The organism is Streptomyces sp. 147326, assembly GCF_045000215.1.
In the GTDB taxonomy this organism is placed as follows: Bacteria; Actinomycetota; Actinomycetes; order Streptomycetales; family Streptomycetaceae; genus Streptomyces.
Genome location: NZ_CP134201.1, coordinates 7,350,763 through 7,367,698, shown reverse-complemented (window position 1 = coordinate 7,367,698; position 16,936 = coordinate 7,350,763). Strand labels below are relative to the sequence as shown.

Here is a 16,936-nt window from a genome sequence, read left to right as displayed (position 1 = left end):
CGAGGCGTTGTGGCGCGCGGGGGGCCCGGAATCACTCGGGCACGGTGCACTCGAACGCGTGCAGGTACGGGTTGACCGGACGGATCTCGCCGATCACCAGCCCCGCGTCCCGCATCCGGGTGCAGAGGCTCTCCTTGGTGTGCTTCGCGCCGCCCACGTTGAGGAGCAGCAGCAGGTCCATGGCCGTGGTGAACTTCATCGATGGGGTGTCGTCGACCAGGTTCTCGATGATGACGACCCTGGCCCCGGGCCGGGCCGCGGAGACGACGTTGTGCAGGGTCCTGCGGGTGCTCTCGTCGTCCCATTCCAGGATGTTCTTGATGATGTACATGTCGGCCTCGACCGGGACGGCCTCGCGGCAGTCCCCGGGAACGATGCCGGCCCGCTCGGCGAGCGGACCGCCGTCCCGCAGCCGGGGATCGGCCTTGGCGACCACGCCCGGCAGGTCGAGCAGGACGCCGCGCACCGTCGGGTGCTTCTCCAGCAGGCTCGCCAGTACGTGCCCCTGGCCGCCGCCGATGTCCGCGACCACGGAGACCCCGGTGAGGTCCAGGAGCTCCGCGACGTCCAGCGCCGACTGCATGCTGGAGGTGGTCATGGCCCGGTTGAACACGTGGGCCGACTCGTGCGCGTCCTCGTGCAGGTACTGGAAGAAGCCCTTGCCGTAGAGGTCCTGGAACACGCTCCCGCCGGAGCGCACGGCGTCGTCGAGGCGCGGCCAGGCCTGCCAGGTCCAGGGTTCCGTGCACCACAGGGAGATGTAGCGCAGGCTCTGAGGATCGTCCTCGCGCAGCAGCCGGGACATCTCCGTGTGGACGAACTTTCCGTCCTCGGTCTCCTCGAAGATCCCGTAGCAGGCCAGGGCGCGGAGCAGCCGCTCCAGGGGCCGGGGCTCGGAGTTGACCGCCGCCGCGAGCTCGGCGGCGGTGGCGGGCTCCGACCCGAGGGCGTCGGCCACGCCGAGGCGGGCGGCGGCCCGTACGGCCGCGGCGCAGGCCGCCCCGAAGACGAGCTCCCGCAGGCGCATGCCCGGCTGGGGGGTGTGCGGGGGTACGGGGACGGTGGCCGGGGTGGGGGTGGAACTTACCGTGGTCATACGGCCTCGATTCTTCTGATGAGGTGGAGCACGGTCAGCACATCCCGGCCGGTACGGAGGTCCCGCACCGGTTGCCCACGAACCGGTTGCCCGTTCCGGTCCCCTGGTTGGCCAGGTCGGCCGGCTGGTTGTCCCGCACCACGTTGTCCTGGATGACGTTGTCGGTGTTCGTCGCGCCCACGAAGCTCTTGAACAGCAGGATTCCGCCGGACAGGGGGGAGGCGCCGACGTTGCCGCGGATGGAGTTCCCCCGCACGACCGTCTCCTCGGCCCCGGTCAGGACGATGCCGACGCCCTGGATGTCGGGGAGGCGGCTGTTGCCCTTGCAGAACTTGTTGTTCTCGTGGATCCGGTTGCCCCGGATGGTCATGGCTCCGGCACCCGGCTCGCCCTCGTCGCCGACGACGAACACGCCGCCGCAGTTTCCGGTGAGGAGGTTGCCGCTGACGGAGAGGTTCCTGACGCGCCTGACCGTGACTCCGATCCGGTTCCCGGTCAGCGTGTTGCGCCGGACCACCGCGCCCAGGGTGTCGGTGGCGCCGCCCTCCCGCTCGACGGTGTTGGCGATGAAGATCCCCGATTCGGTGTTGTCGCGGGCGATGTTGCCGCGGAACACCCCGCGGGTGGACCGCTCCTGGGCGATGCCCCAGGTGCCGTTCTTCTCGGAGATCACCCGCTCGACGCTGAGCCGGTCGGTGTAGGAGGCCCAGATGCCGTTGCGCTTGAAGCCCGAGACGGCCAGCGAGCGGATCTTCACCTCGTTCACGCTCTGCTCCGGCGTCCCCATGACGCAGATCCCGGTGTCGGCCTGCGAGCAGGCGGTGGCCGCGCGCACGGGAGCCGCCGGTGCGCCCGGCGCGGCCGCTGCCGCTCCGGCCTGCGCGTCGGGCGCCGCGGGTGCCGCGGGTACGGCGGGTGCTGCCGGCGCGGCCTGGGTGACCGGCGGCCTGATCACCGTGCGGGCACCGAACCCCCGCAGGGTCAGTCGCTTCGTGATCAGCACGTTCTCGTAGTAGGTGCCGGGCATCACGGTGATGATGTCGCCCGGTCGGGCGGCGTTCACCGCGTCCTGGATCGAGTCGCCCGGGTGCACTCGCCGTCCGGCCGCGGCGGCGGGTGGCGCGGCCACGCCGAGGCCTGCGGCCATGACGACTGCGATGCACATGAGGGACTTGATTTGTCGGTTCGTCACGATGCAGAAGTTATGGGCGATGAGAGCAATTCGCCACATTGGGTAAGCGGATGGACACATGCCGTGGGCAAACGGCGCAATTTGACGTCCGGAGGAGTGGATCGCGAAACGCGCCGCGACGGCCTTCCGCCGTTGCGCCGTGACGCCTCGTCACCCGGAGCCGGGGACGCGACGCGGGCCGTTGCCCCCCGCTCCTCGACCGGGCTGGTCGCAGGGGGTTTCCCGGGAGATCCGGCAAGGGGCAACGGGCAACCCGTCGACCGCCGCACCCGGCGGGGGCAGGCTGAAGTCGTCCGCAGGAGACAAGAGCCACCAGGGGAAATCATGCGCAAGATGTTCCGCGGCGCCGCCGCCCTCGCGACCGCCGCCACCGCCGTCCTCGCGCTCAGCGGTGCGGTCGAGGCCAAGCCGGTCGACGCGTGGGCCGGATGCCCGGAGGGGGCGGTCTGCATCTACCCTCAGAACCAGAACCCGGCCGTCAAGCCGACCCACGTCTTCTACTCGTACGGGGCCCACAACCTGAGCAACCAGTTCGGGAACCACTGGGTGCTCAACAATCAGTACGGCGGTGCGACCGCAAACCTGTGCACCGGCTACAACGGCGCGGGCTGCGGCAGCCGCATCGCGGCCAAGACCGGTGTCTACGCCGACCTCACGCCGATCAACTCGATCCGCCTCAACCGGTAGCACCCCCGTGGCAAGGGCTTCCGGAGCCGCCGCGCGGGCGGCTCCCGGGGCTCCTTTTCTCGTCATACCGGCTGGAAGATCCAGTCTTCCGCCGTACCCCCGCGGTAGCCTGGGCCGTGCCATCTCGCTGCCTGGGCGCGCATTGCCATGGGGGATGTTTTGGGGGATCCGGACCGCCGGCGGAAGACCGATCACCAGCACGTATCCGACGACGCGTCGGTGCACTTCCCCGCGCAGCTCAGACGTCTGCGGGTGCAACGCGGCCTGTCCCTCGCGGACCTCGCACGGCAGACGCACTACAGCAAGGGCTATCTCAGCAAGATCGAGACCGGCTCGAAGCCCGTCACCGTCGACGTCGCGCGGCGCTGCGACGACGTACTGCGGGCGGGAGGTGAACTGCTGCGGATGATCCGGGAGACGGGAGCGCCCGACGCCGGCAGCGGGGGCCCGGGTCCCGCCGAGGCCGGGCCGCCGGCGGACGGCGGGTGTCCGTACCCCGGCCTGCCGGCCTTCACCGCGCGGGACGCCGAGTGGTTCTTCGGCCGGGAGCGGGCGACGGCCGAGCTGGTCGAACGGGTCTTCGGGCGGGTCGGCGTCGGCCCGCTGATGCTGGTCGCCCCGTCGGGCGCGGGCAAGTCCTCGCTGCTCAACGCGGGTCTCGTACCGGCGCTGCGGCGCGGCGGCGGCTTCCCGATGCCTGGCGCCGACACGTGGCCGGTGGTGCGGTTCACTCCCACCGCGCATCCGCTGGAGGAGCTGCTGGACTGCGCCGCGAAGGTCCTGGGCAGCGATCTCGGCATCACGGCACGGAAGTTGCGGGACCACCCGCACGTGCTGCTCGAAGCCGTCCACCGGCTGACGGACCGGCCCCCGGCCGGTTCCGGGGACCGGCGGCCGCCTCCGCCCCGGCCGGTGCTGCTCGTCGACCAGTTCGAGGAGCTGTTCACGCTCTGCTCCGACGAGGACGAGCGGCGCGCGTTCGTCCGGGTGCTCTGCTCGCTGGCCGCCTCCGGTCCGGCGCCGCCGGCCGGGCACGACCCCGCCGTCGTGGTGCTCGGCGTACGGGCGGACTTCTCCGGGAACTGTCTGGACCTTCCGGAGCTGGCCCCGGTCTTCACCGGCGGGCTGTTCGTGCTGCCTCCGATGTCCCTGGCGGAGCTGCGGGAATCGATCACCCGGCCCGCCGAACTCGCCGGTCTCACCCTCGAACCGGGCCTGGTCCCGCTGCTGCTGCGCGATGTCGGCCTGCGCGACGATCCGCCGGACCGTACGCCCTCCGGTGCGCTGCCCCTGGTCTCGCACGCGCTGATGGCCACCTGGCGGCAGCGCGAGGGCTCCACCCTGACCGTCGCCGGGTACGAGCGCACCGGCGGAATCCAGGGGGCGATCGCCCGCACGGCCGAGGAGGTCTTCGCCCGCCTCTACCCGGCCGAGCAGAACACGCTGCGCCGCGTCCTGGTACGGCTGGTGCACGTGGCCGACGGCACGGGCGCGGCGCGCCGCAGGATGAGCCGGACCGCACTGATGGACCAACTGGCCGACACGGGCCCCGCCGCGGCCGCGCTCGACACCTTCGTACGCGCCCGCCTGATCACCATGGACAGCGACACCGTCGAGATCACCCACGAGGCCCTGCTGCACGCCTGGCCACGGCTGCGCGGGTGGATCCACGCCGACCGGGCCGGGCTCCTGATCCACCAGCAGCTGGCCCACGCCGCCGCCGAGTGGGAGCGCGAGGGCCGGGACCCCTCGGCGCTCTACCGCGGGACCCGGCTGGACACCGCCCGCTCCTGGGCCGACGAGCTCGACGGCCGGAGCCGGCTCGGCCCCCTGGAGGCCGCCTTCCTCCGGGCCGGCCAGGAGGCGCACGACAGCCGCGAGCGGCAGGCCGGGCGCCAGGTGCGGCTGCGGCAGCGGATGCTGGCCACGCTCGTCGTCCTGCTGGTGCTCGCGGTGGGCGCCGGCGGCCTGGCCTACCAGCAGCGCGCGGGCGCGCTCGGCCAGGAGCGCGTCGCCCGTTCGCGGGCGCTCGCCCTGCAGTCGGCGGCGCTGGCCGCCGGCCAGCCGGAGGCATCGATGCTGCTCGCCGGGGAGGCCTACCGGACCGCGCCGACGAGCGAGGCCCGGGGCGCCCTGCTGAGCACCCAGTCCCAGCCGTTCATCGCCCGCCTTGGCGGGCACGGCGGGCCGGTCAACGCGGTGGCCTTCTCCCCGGGCAACGACTCGCTGGCGACGGCCAGTTCCGACGGCACGGTGACCCTGCGGCGGATGACCGACCGCCGCACCCTCGCGACCTTCACCATGCCCGGGCGGGTCCGCGCGGTGGCCGTCAGCCCGGACGGGCGGACCCTCGCGGCCGCCTCCACGGACGGGCCGGCGCGCCTGTGGGACACCGTGGACCACCGGGCGACGGGGGTGCTTCCCGCGAGTACGGTGGGCGCCCGGACCGTGGCCTTCTCCCCCGACGGTCGGACGCTGGCGGTCGCCGGCGCCGACGGGACGGTCCGGCTGTGGGAGAGCGCCGGGGACCACCGGGCCGTCGCGTCCCTCGCGGGCCACACCGGGCGGGTCAACGCCCTCGCGTACGCCGCGGACGGCCGGACGCTGGTCTCGGCCGGCGCCGACCGGACCGTACGCCTGTGGGATCCGGTGGACGCGCGTGCGCTGGCCGTGCTCACCGGGCACACCGACGAGGTGCTGGGGGCGGCGTTCGCCCCGGACGGCCGCACGGTCGCCACGGGGGGCGTCGACCGGACCGTACGGCTGTGGGACGTGGCCGGCCGGCGGACGGCCGCGACGCTGACCGGGCACAGCGACGACGTCAACGGCGTCGCCTACACCCCGGACGGAACGACGGTCGTCAGCGCGGGCGGGGACGGGACGACCCGGCTGTGGGACGTGGCCGGCGGCCGGCTGACGGCGACGCTCGCCGGGCACACCGACTACGTGCTCGGTGTGGCCGTGGACCAGCGCGGCGCGATGCTGGCCACCGCCGGCTTCGACCAGTCCGTGGTGCTGTGGGACCTGCGGGGCGCGGTGCTGGCCTCGCGGCCGTTCTCGGAGATCTGGCACGCCGCATACAGCCCGGACGGCAAGCTGCTGGCCACCGCGGAGGCGGATCACACGGTCCGACTGTGGGACGTGGCCGAGCGGCGGGTGCTCGCCACCTTCGAGGGGCACAGCGAGACGGTGTTCTCGGTGGCCTTCTCCCCCGACGGGCGGAACCTGGCCTCGGCCGGCTCGGACGGCACCGTACGGCTGTGGGACGTCGTGGCGGGCGGACCGTCCGCCACGCTCGCCGGGCTGGGCGGGACCGTGTTCTCGGTGGCCTTCTCCCCCGACGGGCGGACGCTCGCCTCGGCCGGCTCGGACGGCACCGTACGACTGTGGGACGCCGTGGCGCGCCGCCCGCTCGCCACGCTCCCCGGGCATACGGACTTCGCCAACGACGTGGCGTTCAGCCCCGACGGACGCACTCTGGCGAGCGCCGGCGACGATCTGACGGTCCGTCTCTGGGACGTGGCCGGACGCCGCCAGCTGGCCGCCCTCACCGGCCATACGGGTGCGGTCCGCGGGGTCGCCTTCAGCCCGGACGGGCAGACCCTCGCCAGCAGCGGCAACGACGGCACCGTCCGGCTGTGGGACGTGCGCCACCACCGCTTCCGGGCGGCGCTGTCCGGTCACACCGGCTCCGCGCGGGGCATCGCCTTCTCCCCCGACGGGCGCACGCTGGCGAGCAGCGGCAACGACCGTACGGTGCGGCTGTGGGACGTGGCCGCACGCCGGACGGTGGCCACGCTGTCCGGCCATGCGAGCGCGGTGTGGGGCGTGGTCTTCGCCCCCGACGGGCGGACGGTGGCCAGCAGCAGCACGGACGGCACCGTCCGGCTGTGGAACCTGGACGTCGGGGCGCGGCTGGCGGCGATCGGGCGGCTGCGGGAGTGACCCGCCCGGGCCGCGTCCGGGGACACGGGCGCGGCGCCGGAAGGCCGGAAGGCCGGAAGGCCGGAAGGCACCCCTCGCGCACGGGCTCCGGCAGCGCACGGGCGGGCGCCTCGGCCCCGGAGCTCGCGGCCCGGAAGCCCTCGACAGGACGACCATCGCCAGGGCGACCAGCTCCAGGCACCCGCCCGCCCACGCGAGGGCGGCCGGCGTGAGCCGGTCGAGGACTGCTCCGCCGACGGCACCGCCCAGGGCCACGCCGATGTACGACGCGGAGCTGTTGACGGATGCCGCCGACTCGGAGGCGAAGCAGCTCGCCAGTACCGCCAGCAGCGCCATGGCCGCCGCGCCCGACACCGAGGCGGTGGTGCGTTCCGCCCCGATGCGGTCGCCGGGCCGGCCGCCGATCGCGTTGCCGACCGCGCCCGCGACACCGAACACCGGCAGGACGCTCACGCCGGCGTCGTCCACGCCCGTGGTGGCACGGGTGAAGGCCGCCAGGTGGGTGAAGACGGTGAAGCAGCCCTGCCGCGGCGGTGTTCATGTAGAGGGCACGTTGGCGAGCAGGGAGGCCGGCATCGAGCCGCGCAGCATGACGCGCCGGGACACACCGGCGGTCAGGGTCATCAGGACCGGCGCGCTGATCGCGTAGCTGAGCGCGAAGGCCGTGACGAGCTGTCCGGCCACCGGTTCGGACACGTCCAGTTCACCCGCGATACGCGGAAGAATACCGCTGATGACAAATCCGTCCGCGCCGACGGCAAAGGAGCCGATCGCAAGAAGCGCCAGAATCACCCTGTGGGGCATGACGCCTCCCGGGGGCCCTGAATTTCCGAGCGCCCCTTTCAAGTCGGGCCGCTCTCGTGAACGGCCTTACGAACGGGGTTGTTCCGATCAACGTACCAGCAGGCAAGTCCCCACAATAACGGCATCGGCGTGAGGGCGATCACCGGCCCGATGACCGAAAAACATCGCCCCGCCCAGCGGCTTGATCTGCAAAGAAGGCCGATTTCCAGTCAAAACCCGAGCCTCACAGGCAGATGCGGCTCAAAGACGATGGACCGGCCGTCATATTCGGGTCGCTTGTCAACACCCAATTCCGACGAAATTCTGCCGTCGACAATCCACTCGACATTGCCTCCAGCAGTGGGCTGAGTCACACGAGGAGCACATTCGGCCCGGAATGATTAACATCGAGCGTCGGCCCTTTGAGCATGCCGACGTCCACTCGATTCAGAGCCGTCGATTCACCGACGATTCACCGCCAGGACAAGAATCGGCCGACCGGATCACCGCGCCCGAAAGGGACCGTCCCCGGCCGTGCACCACATGCAGGAGGAACACACGATGCCGCACGGAACATCTCCGACCGACAAGCCGGGCCGCGACGGAGGGGAGCCGTGCCCGGCCGACGCCCTGCCCACGGACACCGGGTGGACCTTCACTTGAGTACGGACGTCCGCGCGGCGCTCGCGAAACGGCGGGACCCGGGCCCGGACATGGGGTGAGCCGCCCACCGCGGAACGGTCCGCGCTGCGGGCGGCTCCCGCGCTCAGTCGACCGCCGGATCGGTCCTGACCGGAAACCGTCGGATTCGCATCGGTCGGGCCCGGCCGCCGGTCCCCCGGGTCAGCTGTCGCGGACCGCGATGATGCCGTTGAAGACGCCGACGTACGCGGTGCCGTCGGGGCCCAGGGTGATCGGGGCCCAGTTGTTGTCGTAGAGCGGTCCGGTACCGGTCAGCTGCCGCCAGCGGCGTTCACCGGTGCGGAAGTCCACGGCCGTGAGGTACCAGCCGTCGATGCCCCAGAAGTTGGGCTCCTTCTCGTAGAAGTAGAGCAGCCCGTTCGCGGTGGAGAGCTTCGGGACCACGGAGGGAGCGCGGATCGCGCTCTCCCACACCGTGTCGCAGCCGCTGCCGTCGGCCCGGACGTCGATGCGGGTCACGCCGCCCACGACCGACTTGCCCAGCAGCAGGGTGGTGGGGTTCTCGTAGCCGTAGTTGTTCTCGACGACGATGCTGTTGCCCCAAGTGATCAGGGAGTTGTCGGTGGTCGAGGCGCCGGAGCCGAACACCGGCACCTTGCAGACCAGCCGCCGGTCGGCCGGGACGTCCGTGCCCCGCTTGTAGACCAGGACGTTCATCCGGTCGTCGGCGTTGTCGGTGATGGCGACGTAGCCGTTGCCGAAGAGGTCCGGGGTGGTTCCCGAACCCTGGTTGACGGAACCGGGCTTGGCGGCGGTCCCGCGGTCGTACGTCTGGCGCCACTGCACCTCGGGGGTGCCGTCGGCGGCGGCGCGGAAGCCGTAGAGCGCGTGGTCGGAGACGATGGAGACGCCGTCCTCGGCGACCGAGAAGGAGTTCTGGATCTCCTCGCCCGGCAGCCGGACGGAGCGGATCCGCGAGGTCGCCGGATCCACGGTGCCGACCCGCCCCTGGCGGGTGACCCACCAGATGCGGCCGTCCCAGTCGGGCATCACGGAGGTGACGGGGTCACAGGTGCCGCTGGGCCGCAGGTTGGTCCAGGTCACGCAGTCGTGCGGGACCCGGCCGGTGAGGTCCCAGTCGTCGTCGACCGTGAACTTCCAGCCGCCGTCGGGGTTCTGGGAGTGGGCGAGGCGCAGGATGTGCTGGCGGGAGTCGGCCAGCACGGCCCGGTCCTGGTCGTCCAGGTAGAAGTAGGCGCCGCCCGAGGTGTCCTTGAAGATCTTCGCGAAGTCGAGCGAGGTGATCGCCTCGACCGTCGAGGAGCGCTGCGGGAGCTGGTACTCGGCGAGCGTGGCGAGCGTACGCGGCTCCAGGAGCTTGACCTTGAAGCCCGAGAAGGTGCCGCACACCGTGACGAGGCGGCCGCCCGCGTCGAAGGTGGCGGTGGCGCATTCGCCGCCCAGTGCCGCGATCTTCTCACTGGTCACCTGCGGGTTCTTGCCGAGCGGCCCCGACCAGGGGACCGTGGCGCTGCCCGCCGCGTCGGAGTGCATGCCGCTGCGGCCGTTGGGCGCGAGGTGGGGGTGCTGCGGCGGCGCCTCGCCGGGCAGCGGTGCGGCGGCCACGGGGCTGCCGTCGTAGTGGCTGATCAGGCGGTGGCCGGGAGCCTTGGGTATCTCCTCGGCCTGGGCCGGCGAGCCGCCGTACATCACCGTGAAGGCGGCGACGACCGGCACCACGGCGCAGTTCAGCGCTCTTCGGAACATCCGGGCTTCCTCCCTGTCCCTTCGGTCTTGTTGACATTGCATCTGACATCGCGCCGCGGCCAGACGCTAGATCGCAGTGCCCGAGGAGTCCATGGATGCGCCGGATGATTCACGAAGGCGCAACAGAAGATCAAGGTCAGGGGTGGAGGCTGGAGACCACGTTCGCGGTGGCCGTCAGCCCGTTGTGGATGGTCGCGGCCATGCTGCTGCTCGCGAGGTAGAAGCCGAGCAGCGCGCAGACCAGCGCGTGCGAGAACTTGAGCCCGCCGCTGCGCAGGAAGATCCAGGCGAGGATGAGGAGCAGGACGACCACGGAGAGGGAAATCACCATCGAAACCTCCTTACTCGCCGTCATGGTGGCGCAGGAGGGGGTGCCTTCGAGCGAAACACGTGTCCGCCGTACGGGTGTTGACCGTCCGTGACGGGCGGTCAGTCCTTGACGATCTCGCTCCAGTGGGTCGTGCGGCCGCACCAGCGACCGAGCAGCACCGGATCGTGGCCGACGGCGAGGAGTCCGGCCCCGCTCTAGGCGCGGTACTCCTCGACGACCGCGACCAGGGCCGCGGCGGTGGAGGCGTCCAGCATCGCGGTCATCTCGTCGCACACCAGCCAGCGCGGCCGCAACACCATCGCCCGCGCCAGGCAGGCGCGTTGCAGCTGGCCGTCGCTGACCTCGTGGGGACGGCGGGCGAGCAGGTCCGCTCCGAGGCCGACCCGCTCCGCCAACTCGGGCACCCGCACCGCCACTCCTCGCGCCGGCCCGTCGCGCGGAGGGGTTCGGCGACGAGGTCGCGCAGTCGGAGGCGGGGGTCCGCGGAGAGCCTGGGCTGCTGGAAGACCACGCCGACCGCCGTGCGCAGGGAGCGCGGGGCCCGGTGGGAGAAACCGGTCACGGCGCGGCCGTCGAACGCCACGGTCCCCCGGTCCGGACGGTGCAGCAGGGCGGCGACCCGGGCCAGGGTGGACTTGCCGCAGCCGCTCGGCCCGAGCAGGCCGAGGGACTCGCCCGGCCGCAGGGTCAGGTGCGCGCCCCGGACCGCGGGGGCGCGGCGGGCGTAGCCCGCGGTGATGTCCTTGAGCTCAAGCATGGTGGCAGGCCACCCCTTCGGTGAGCACGGGCCGCCGACTGCGGCAGACCTGGTCGGCGGCCGCGCACCGGGCGGCGAAGGCGCAGCCCGGCGGGAGCGCGCCCAGCTCGGGCGGCGCCCCGGGGACGGGGATGAAGGCACGTTCCGGGAGGGCGTCGAGGAGGCCCCGGGCGTAGGGGTGACGGGGACCGGGACTGCCGAAGAAGGCTTCGGCCCGGCCGGTTTCGACGATCCGCCCCGCGTACATGACGGCGACGGTGTCGGCGATCCGCTCGGCCGCCGCGAGGTCGTGCGTGATCATCAGCAGGGCGCGGCCGGCGTCACGGGTGTGGGCGCGCAGCTCGTCGACGCGCAGGGTGCGGGTGGAGCGCCGGGCGCGCCCGGCCGGACGCCACGTCAGCTCGGCCGCCTAGGCCGCCGAGGCCGCCGGAGTCGCCGAAGTGTCAGCCATCGAAGCCCACCCTCGGGTCGGCCAGCCCGTACAGCAGGTCGGACAGCAGGTTCCCGGCCAGCACCGCCGCAGTGCGGCGGCCAGGGTCGCCCCGGCCGCTCCCCGTACTGTCCGGGCCGTCATGCTCTGCACATCCCTGTTCAAAATCATCCGTTATTGCAAAGAGCTGGCAATAATGCCAGACAGGACCGGAAGAAGACGAACCGGGGCACATCGCCGACACCCGAGCGCAGGGGTCTTGCCGGGCCCACGCCCGCCGTGCCATATATGTCTAGACCTTTACGGCAGCGGAGGAAGGCACCCCGTGCGACGCAGAGCCGCCCCCACGCTCGCCCTCTGCCTGGCCCTCACCGGCCTCACCGGCCTCACCGGCCTCACGGGCCTGACCGCGTGCACCGCACCCGACGCCGAAGCTCCGCCCGCCCCGGCCGGACTCACCGCTCAGGCGGGCAGCGCCACCACCGTGCACGTCATGTGGAACGCGGCGGCGGACCGGGACGGGGTGACCGGCTACCGGGTCTTCGAGGGCGACCGGCTGGTCCGCGCACTCCCGGCCGGGCAGACCATGGTGGACGTCACCGGCCTCGCCCCGCAGACCGGTTACGCCTTCACGGTCCGGGCCCGGGACGCCGCCGGCAACCTCTCCGAGCCCGCCCCGGCCGCCCGGGCGACCACCCCGGCGGCCAGGGCCGAGGACCGCACGGCGCCCACCGCCCCGGCCACGACCACCGGCCGCGCGACCGGGCCCCGGGCCGCCGCGCTGTCCTGGACGGCGGCGACGGACGACACGGGCGTGACGGCGTACGACGTCTACCAGGGCGGCGTCCGGATCCACACCGCCGGTCCCGGCGAGAGCGGCACCGCGCTCAGCGGCCTCCGGCCCGACACCGTCTACACCTTCACCGTCCGGGCCCGGGACGGGGCCGACAACTCCTCCCCCGACGGGCCGGCCGTGGACGTGACGACCCCGCCCGCCTCCGGAGAAGGGCCGGGCACCGCCCCCGCCGAGTTCGGCGCGGCGGCCTCCCCGGGGGCGGTCACGCTCACCTGGACCGCACCGGACACGGGCCGCGAGACCACCGAGTACGAGCTCTACGTCAACGGACGCGCCACGACCGTCATCCAGTTCGGTGCGGGCGCCGTACCCAGCGGCCGGGTGGAGCACCGGCTCACGGTGGCGGAGCCGGCCGGCACCGAATGGGCCGTGAAACTGCGGGCCAGGCTGCCCGACGGCAACTGGGGCGCCTTCTCCGCGGAGCGGCGGATCACCCTCGTGGCGTGAAATCAAGGCACCGATCCGGCCCGAACGGCACGGTCGGATAAGAAGATCACGCACAATACATCCGTGTTCGGTGAGTACTCGGTCAATGACAATCAGGCAGAATCCGCGGACGACGAGCCCCCTCCGGGTTCCTGCGCGCCGGGAAACCTGCCTCCGGAACCGGCGAGCTTCGTGGGCCGGGAACGCGAACTCGGGCTCCTTGGCGACCTGTTGCACGAGCGGCGGCTGATCACCCTCACGGGGGTGGGCGGGGTCGGCAAGTCCCGGCTCGCCCTGCGGGCCGTCGCCGATCCCCGCCAGTTCCGGCCCGACGGCGTCTGGTGGGTGGAGCTGTCGCCGCTGCGCGATCCCGGCCTGCTCACCGCGACCGTCGCGCACGCGGTCGGCCTCGCCGACCACTCCCCGCGCCCGCTCGACGAGGAGTTGTGCGCGTGGATGGCCGACCGGCGGCTCCTCCTGGTCCTGGACACCTGCGAGCACCTGGTGGCCGCCTGCCGCCACCTGGTCGGCGAACTCCTGCAGTCGGCACCGGGGCTGACGGTCCTGATCACCTCCCGTGAGCCGCTCGGCAGCCCGACCGAGGAGCTCGTCGAGGTGCGGCCGCTGCCCTGCGAGGGACCGGACAGCGACGCCCTCGCCCTCTTCCGGGCCCGCGCCCTCGCCGCGACCCCGCAGGCGGTGGCCGTGTTCGCCGATCCCGTACGGACCGCGCTCGCGGCCGAGGTGTGCCGGCGTCTGGACGGCATCCCGCTCGCGCTGGAACTCGCGGGCGCCCGGCTGCGGTTGTGGACGCTGGAGCAGACGGCCGAGCGGATCGGCGAGCGCTTCGAGGTGCTGTCGGGCGTCCGGGCCGCCCTGCCGACCCGGCACCAGACGATGCGGACCACGATCGGCTGGAGCCACGAACTGTGCGAGCCGCTGGAACGGCTGCTGTGGGCCCGGCTCTCCGTCTTCACCGGCGACTTCGACGTGGCCGCGGCCCGCGCGGTCTGCGCGGGCGGCCCGCTGCCCGCCGCCCGGGTGGAGCGGGTCCTGGCGGGGCTGGCCGCCAAGTCGGTGGTCCTGCGCACCGACGAGCGAGGGGCCGGCGCCCGCTACCGGATGCTCGACACGATCCGCGAGTACGGGCACGACTGGCTGGGCGAGCTCGGCGAGGCGCGGCTCGTGAGCGACCGGCACGCCCACTGGTACGCGGCGCTCTCCGAGGCCGCCGACCGGGGCTGGCTGGGCCCGGGGCAGGTGGACTGGTACCGCAGGATCACCGCCGAGCACGCGCAGCTGCGTACGGCTCTGGAGCACCTGCTCACCGCAGACCCGACGGCGGCCCTGGAGATGGCCGGGGCCCTGTGGTTCTACTGGTTCGCCTGCGGGCACGTGCACGAGGGCCGGGGCTTCCTGGAACGGGCGCTGCGGGCCGCTCCGCCCACGGGGGCCGTGCACAACCAGGCCCAGTGGGCCCTCGGGCTCACGCTGCTGCTCCAGGGCGACATGGACGCGGCCGGGCGGATCGCCGTGGAGTGCACGCGGGACGCGGCCCGGCTCGCGGACCCCGAGCGGGAACTGCGCGCGGCCTATCTGCAGGCGGTGGCGGTCCTCATGCCCGGCGATCCCGTACGGGCGCTGGGGCTGGCCGGCCCACGGGCCAGGGCGGGCCACGGCGGGCGGACGAGCGGTCCGGGCTGGCTGCTGTGCAAGCTGGCCACCGGCTACGCCCTGTGCGACCAGGGGCGGTTCGAGGAGGCGACCGAGGAGGCCCGGGCCCTGCGGGAGGCGTGCGCGGAGCTGGGCGAGCGCTGGCTGCGGGCGTACGCGGACTACATCCTGGCGGTGGCCGCGCTGGGCCTGGGCGACCACGGGGAGGCGGCCCGGCACGTGCGGGCGATGCTCTCCGGCAAACGGCTGCTGGGCGACCGCTTCGGCATCGCGCTGGGCCTGGACCTGCTGGCTGCGGCGGTGGCCGGGCTGGGCGACGGGGAACTGGCGGCGCGGCTGCTGGGCACGGGGCACGCCTGGTGGCGCACGGTGGGCCGGCCGCAGATGGGCTCGCCCTCGCTGACGGCGCTGCGGGACCAGGGCGAGCGGCAGGCCCGGGCCGCGATCGGCGACGCCGCGTACGAGACGGCGTTCCTGGGCGGCGCGGCGACGTCCACCGGCTGAGCAGCGGCCGGTGGACGCTGTGCGTAGTGGATCGGCTTCGTCGGGGCTCCCGTCAGTACGGGAGGGGTCTGCCCGACGGTGTGCGCAGGTCCAGGTCTCGTGGGGCGGGCTTGGGGACGGGCTTGCGGATCAGCTGCTGGCGCATGCTGCCTCCTCGCTCAGACCAGGGCCGGGCGGCGGGGTTCCACCGTGCGGCTGTCGGGGAGCAGTTCACCGGTGTCGTCGAAGATCACGACCCCGTTGCACAGCAGGCTCCAGCCCTGTTCGGGGTGGGAGGCCACGATGCGGGCGGCGTCGTGATCGGCGCTGTCGGCGGATGGGCAGGGTGGCTGGTGGGAGCACATGGCGCACCTCCTCGCAAAGTGGGGCGGGAGGGCCGGTGGTCACCCGGTCGATTCCGCGATCCACGGTGGCTGGTGAGTATTGCTGATCGCCACCCCTGGGCGGAACCCATATTCGCCGCACAGTTCAGGGTGTGTATGCCCGATTACCATGCGCTCATGCCCGGTATCCGGATCGTTCACCGCACGTCCCGGCCGCCCGCCGAGACCTGGCTGCGGCTCACTGACTGGGAGCGCCACGGCGCACAGGTCCCCTTCACGCGGACGATCATCGACACCGCGCTCCCGACGCACGTCGGAACGATCTTCACCGCGCGCACGGGTGTGGGCAGGATCACTTTCGACGATCCCATGGAGGTCGTGCTCTGGCAGCCCCCGGCGGAGGGATCGCCGGGGCTGGTCCGGCTGGAGAAGCGCGGCCGGTCCGTGACGGGCTGGGCGGAGATCGAGATCCGGCCCCTCGCCTCGGGCGGCACGGAGGTCCACTGGCGTGAGGACCTGCGCCTGCGCGGCCTCCCCCGCGCCCTGGACCCCGTGGTCGCGGCGGCGGGCCGGTTCCTCTTCGGCCGGGCCCTCGCCCGGCTGCTGCGCTCCTGAGGACACGGGCTAGGGTGCCGTGATCACCGCGCCGGTGATCACTACGCGACCGAGGAGATCTCCGTGGCCACTCCGCCACCGCCGCAGCAGGGCGCCGGGGGCCCGTACAGCCCGGCGGGCCCCTACGCACCGCAGCAGCCGACCGGGGCCGGCGGCCCCGTGTTCGCCGGACCGCAGCAGCCCGGCCCCGCCTGGCCCGCACACCCGGGAGCCCAGCCGTACGGCGCGTACGGCGCGTACGGCGCCCACCCGCAGCCGGGCCGGTACGGCTGCACCCTGTGCGGGGCCTGGCCGGCCGCGCCCGCGACCGTCCGCGGCCACCAGGGCATGATCGTGCTGATGCGGACCCTGAGCCTGCGCGGGCCGTTGTGCCGCGACTGCGGACTCGCCACCTACCGCCGCATGTCCTCGGACACCCTGTGGCAGGGCTGGTGGGGTCCGCTCTCCTTCTTCATCACGCCGGTGATTCTGCTGATGAACCTCGGCCCGCGCGCGGCCTTCCGCCGGCTCGCGCCCCCGGCGGGCGGCTACCGGCCCGCGCTCGACCCGGGCAGGCCGATGTGGCGCCGGGCGCCGGTCCTGCTCTTCCTCGTCCCGTTGCTGCTGCTCTTCCTCGCGATCCCGACCCTGGTCGTGATCGGCGTGGTGGTCGGGGACGACGCGCCGCACCCGTTGACTTCCGGCCAGTGCGTGCGCAACAAGGGCGACTGGACGGACCAGAAGCTCGTCGTGACGGACTGCGACTCCCCGGCCGCCGAGTACCGGGTGCGCCGGCCCACGGCCGCCACCGGGCCCTGCGCCTCCGGCGACTACCTGGCCCGCCCCGAGTACAGCCCCGACGGCACCCTCAACTGCCTGACACCGCTGCGCTGAGGTGTGGGTGGGGAGGTGCGGGGCACCCGCCCCGC

At 73.1% G+C, this 16,936-nt stretch carries 12 protein-coding genes and 2 pseudogenes; 6 read left to right on the top strand and 8 right to left on the bottom strand.

Annotation, left to right across the window (positions count from 1 at the left end):
* Nucleotides 1-31 precede the first annotated feature (31 nt).
* Complete coding sequence (locus tag RIU97_RS33930) at nucleotides 32-1,096, bottom strand: methyltransferase (RefSeq protein WP_404961321.1); 1,065 nt, start codon at nucleotides 1,094-1,096, stop codon at nucleotides 32-34.
* Between the two features lie 34 nt (nucleotides 1,097-1,130).
* Entirely contained in the window at nucleotides 1,131-2,288 is a 1,158-nt protein-coding gene (locus RIU97_RS33925; protein ID WP_404961320.1) for a nitrous oxide reductase family maturation protein NosD, read from the bottom strand.
* 324 nt (nucleotides 2,289-2,612) lie between these two features.
* On the opposite strand from RIU97_RS33925, the gene RIU97_RS33920 reads away from it, so the two are divergent.
* Both RIU97_RS33920 and RIU97_RS33915 read left to right on the top strand, forming a co-directional pair.
* Nucleotides 2,613-2,975, top strand: a complete 363-nt coding sequence (locus tag RIU97_RS33920) for a hypothetical protein (RefSeq protein WP_404961319.1) — start codon at nucleotides 2,613-2,615, stop codon at nucleotides 2,973-2,975.
* A 147-nt stretch (nucleotides 2,976-3,122) separates the two neighbouring features.
* Nucleotides 3,123-6,920 carry a helix-turn-helix domain-containing protein gene (locus tag RIU97_RS33915; RefSeq protein ID WP_404961318.1) on the top strand — a complete coding sequence of 1,266 codons (3,798 nt, stop codon included), beginning with the start codon at nucleotides 3,123-3,125 and terminating at the stop codon, nucleotides 6,918-6,920.
* 537 nt (nucleotides 6,921-7,457) lie between these two features.
* Here the strand turns inward: RIU97_RS33915 and RIU97_RS33910 are convergent.
* The 5 genes and pseudogenes from RIU97_RS33910 to RIU97_RS33890 all read right to left on the bottom strand — a co-directional run.
* Entirely contained in the window at nucleotides 7,458-7,724 is a 267-nt protein-coding gene (locus RIU97_RS33910) for a hypothetical protein (protein ID WP_404961317.1), read from the bottom strand.
* 822 nt (nucleotides 7,725-8,546) lie between these two features.
* The gene (locus RIU97_RS33905; RefSeq protein ID WP_404961316.1) at nucleotides 8,547-10,112 is read right to left on the bottom strand and encodes a hypothetical protein; all 1,566 of its coding nucleotides are present in this window, start codon (nucleotides 10,110-10,112) and stop codon (nucleotides 8,547-8,549) included.
* Nucleotides 10,113-10,248: 136 nt separating this feature from the next.
* On the bottom strand, nucleotides 10,249-10,443 hold the full coding sequence (locus tag RIU97_RS33900; RefSeq protein WP_314251510.1) for a hypothetical protein: 195 nt from the start codon (nucleotides 10,441-10,443) through the stop codon (nucleotides 10,249-10,251).
* 98 nt (nucleotides 10,444-10,541) lie between these two features.
* Nucleotides 10,542-11,200, bottom strand: a pseudogene (locus tag RIU97_RS33895) (ABC transporter ATP-binding protein).
* Nucleotides 11,193-11,549: pseudogene (locus RIU97_RS33890) on the bottom strand (oligopeptide/dipeptide ABC transporter ATP-binding protein); the annotation flags it as partial. The pseudogenes RIU97_RS33890 and RIU97_RS33895, both read right to left, overlap by 8 nt.
* A 406-nt stretch (nucleotides 11,550-11,955) precedes the next feature.
* On the opposite strand from RIU97_RS33890, the gene RIU97_RS33885 reads away from it, so the two are divergent.
* Both RIU97_RS33885 and RIU97_RS33880 read left to right on the top strand, forming a co-directional pair.
* Nucleotides 11,956-12,933, top strand: a complete 978-nt coding sequence (locus RIU97_RS33885; protein ID WP_404961315.1) for a fibronectin type III domain-containing protein — start codon at nucleotides 11,956-11,958, stop codon at nucleotides 12,931-12,933.
* Nucleotides 12,934-12,996: 63 nt separating this feature from the next.
* Entirely contained in the window at nucleotides 12,997-15,090 is a 2,094-nt protein-coding gene (locus tag RIU97_RS33880; RefSeq protein ID WP_404961313.1) for an ATP-binding protein, read from the top strand.
* Nucleotides 15,091-15,248: 158 nt separating this feature from the next.
* Here the strand turns inward: RIU97_RS33880 and RIU97_RS33875 are convergent, their stop codons facing one another.
* A complete protein-coding gene (locus tag RIU97_RS33875) occupies nucleotides 15,249-15,434 on the bottom strand; it encodes a DUF5999 family protein (RefSeq protein ID WP_319730935.1) in 186 nt (61 codons plus the stop codon).
* 156 nt (nucleotides 15,435-15,590) lie between these two features.
* Between RIU97_RS33875 and RIU97_RS33870 the strand changes: the two genes are divergently transcribed.
* Nucleotides 15,591-16,028, top strand: coding sequence for an SRPBCC family protein (locus RIU97_RS33870; RefSeq protein ID WP_404961312.1), 438 nt, complete (start codon nucleotides 15,591-15,593; stop codon nucleotides 16,026-16,028).
* A 63-nt stretch (nucleotides 16,029-16,091) separates the two neighbouring features.
* Nucleotides 16,092-16,901, top strand: a complete 810-nt coding sequence (locus tag RIU97_RS33865) for a hypothetical protein (protein WP_404961311.1) — start codon at nucleotides 16,092-16,094, stop codon at nucleotides 16,899-16,901.
* The last annotated feature ends 35 nt before the right edge of the window (nucleotides 16,902-16,936 follow it).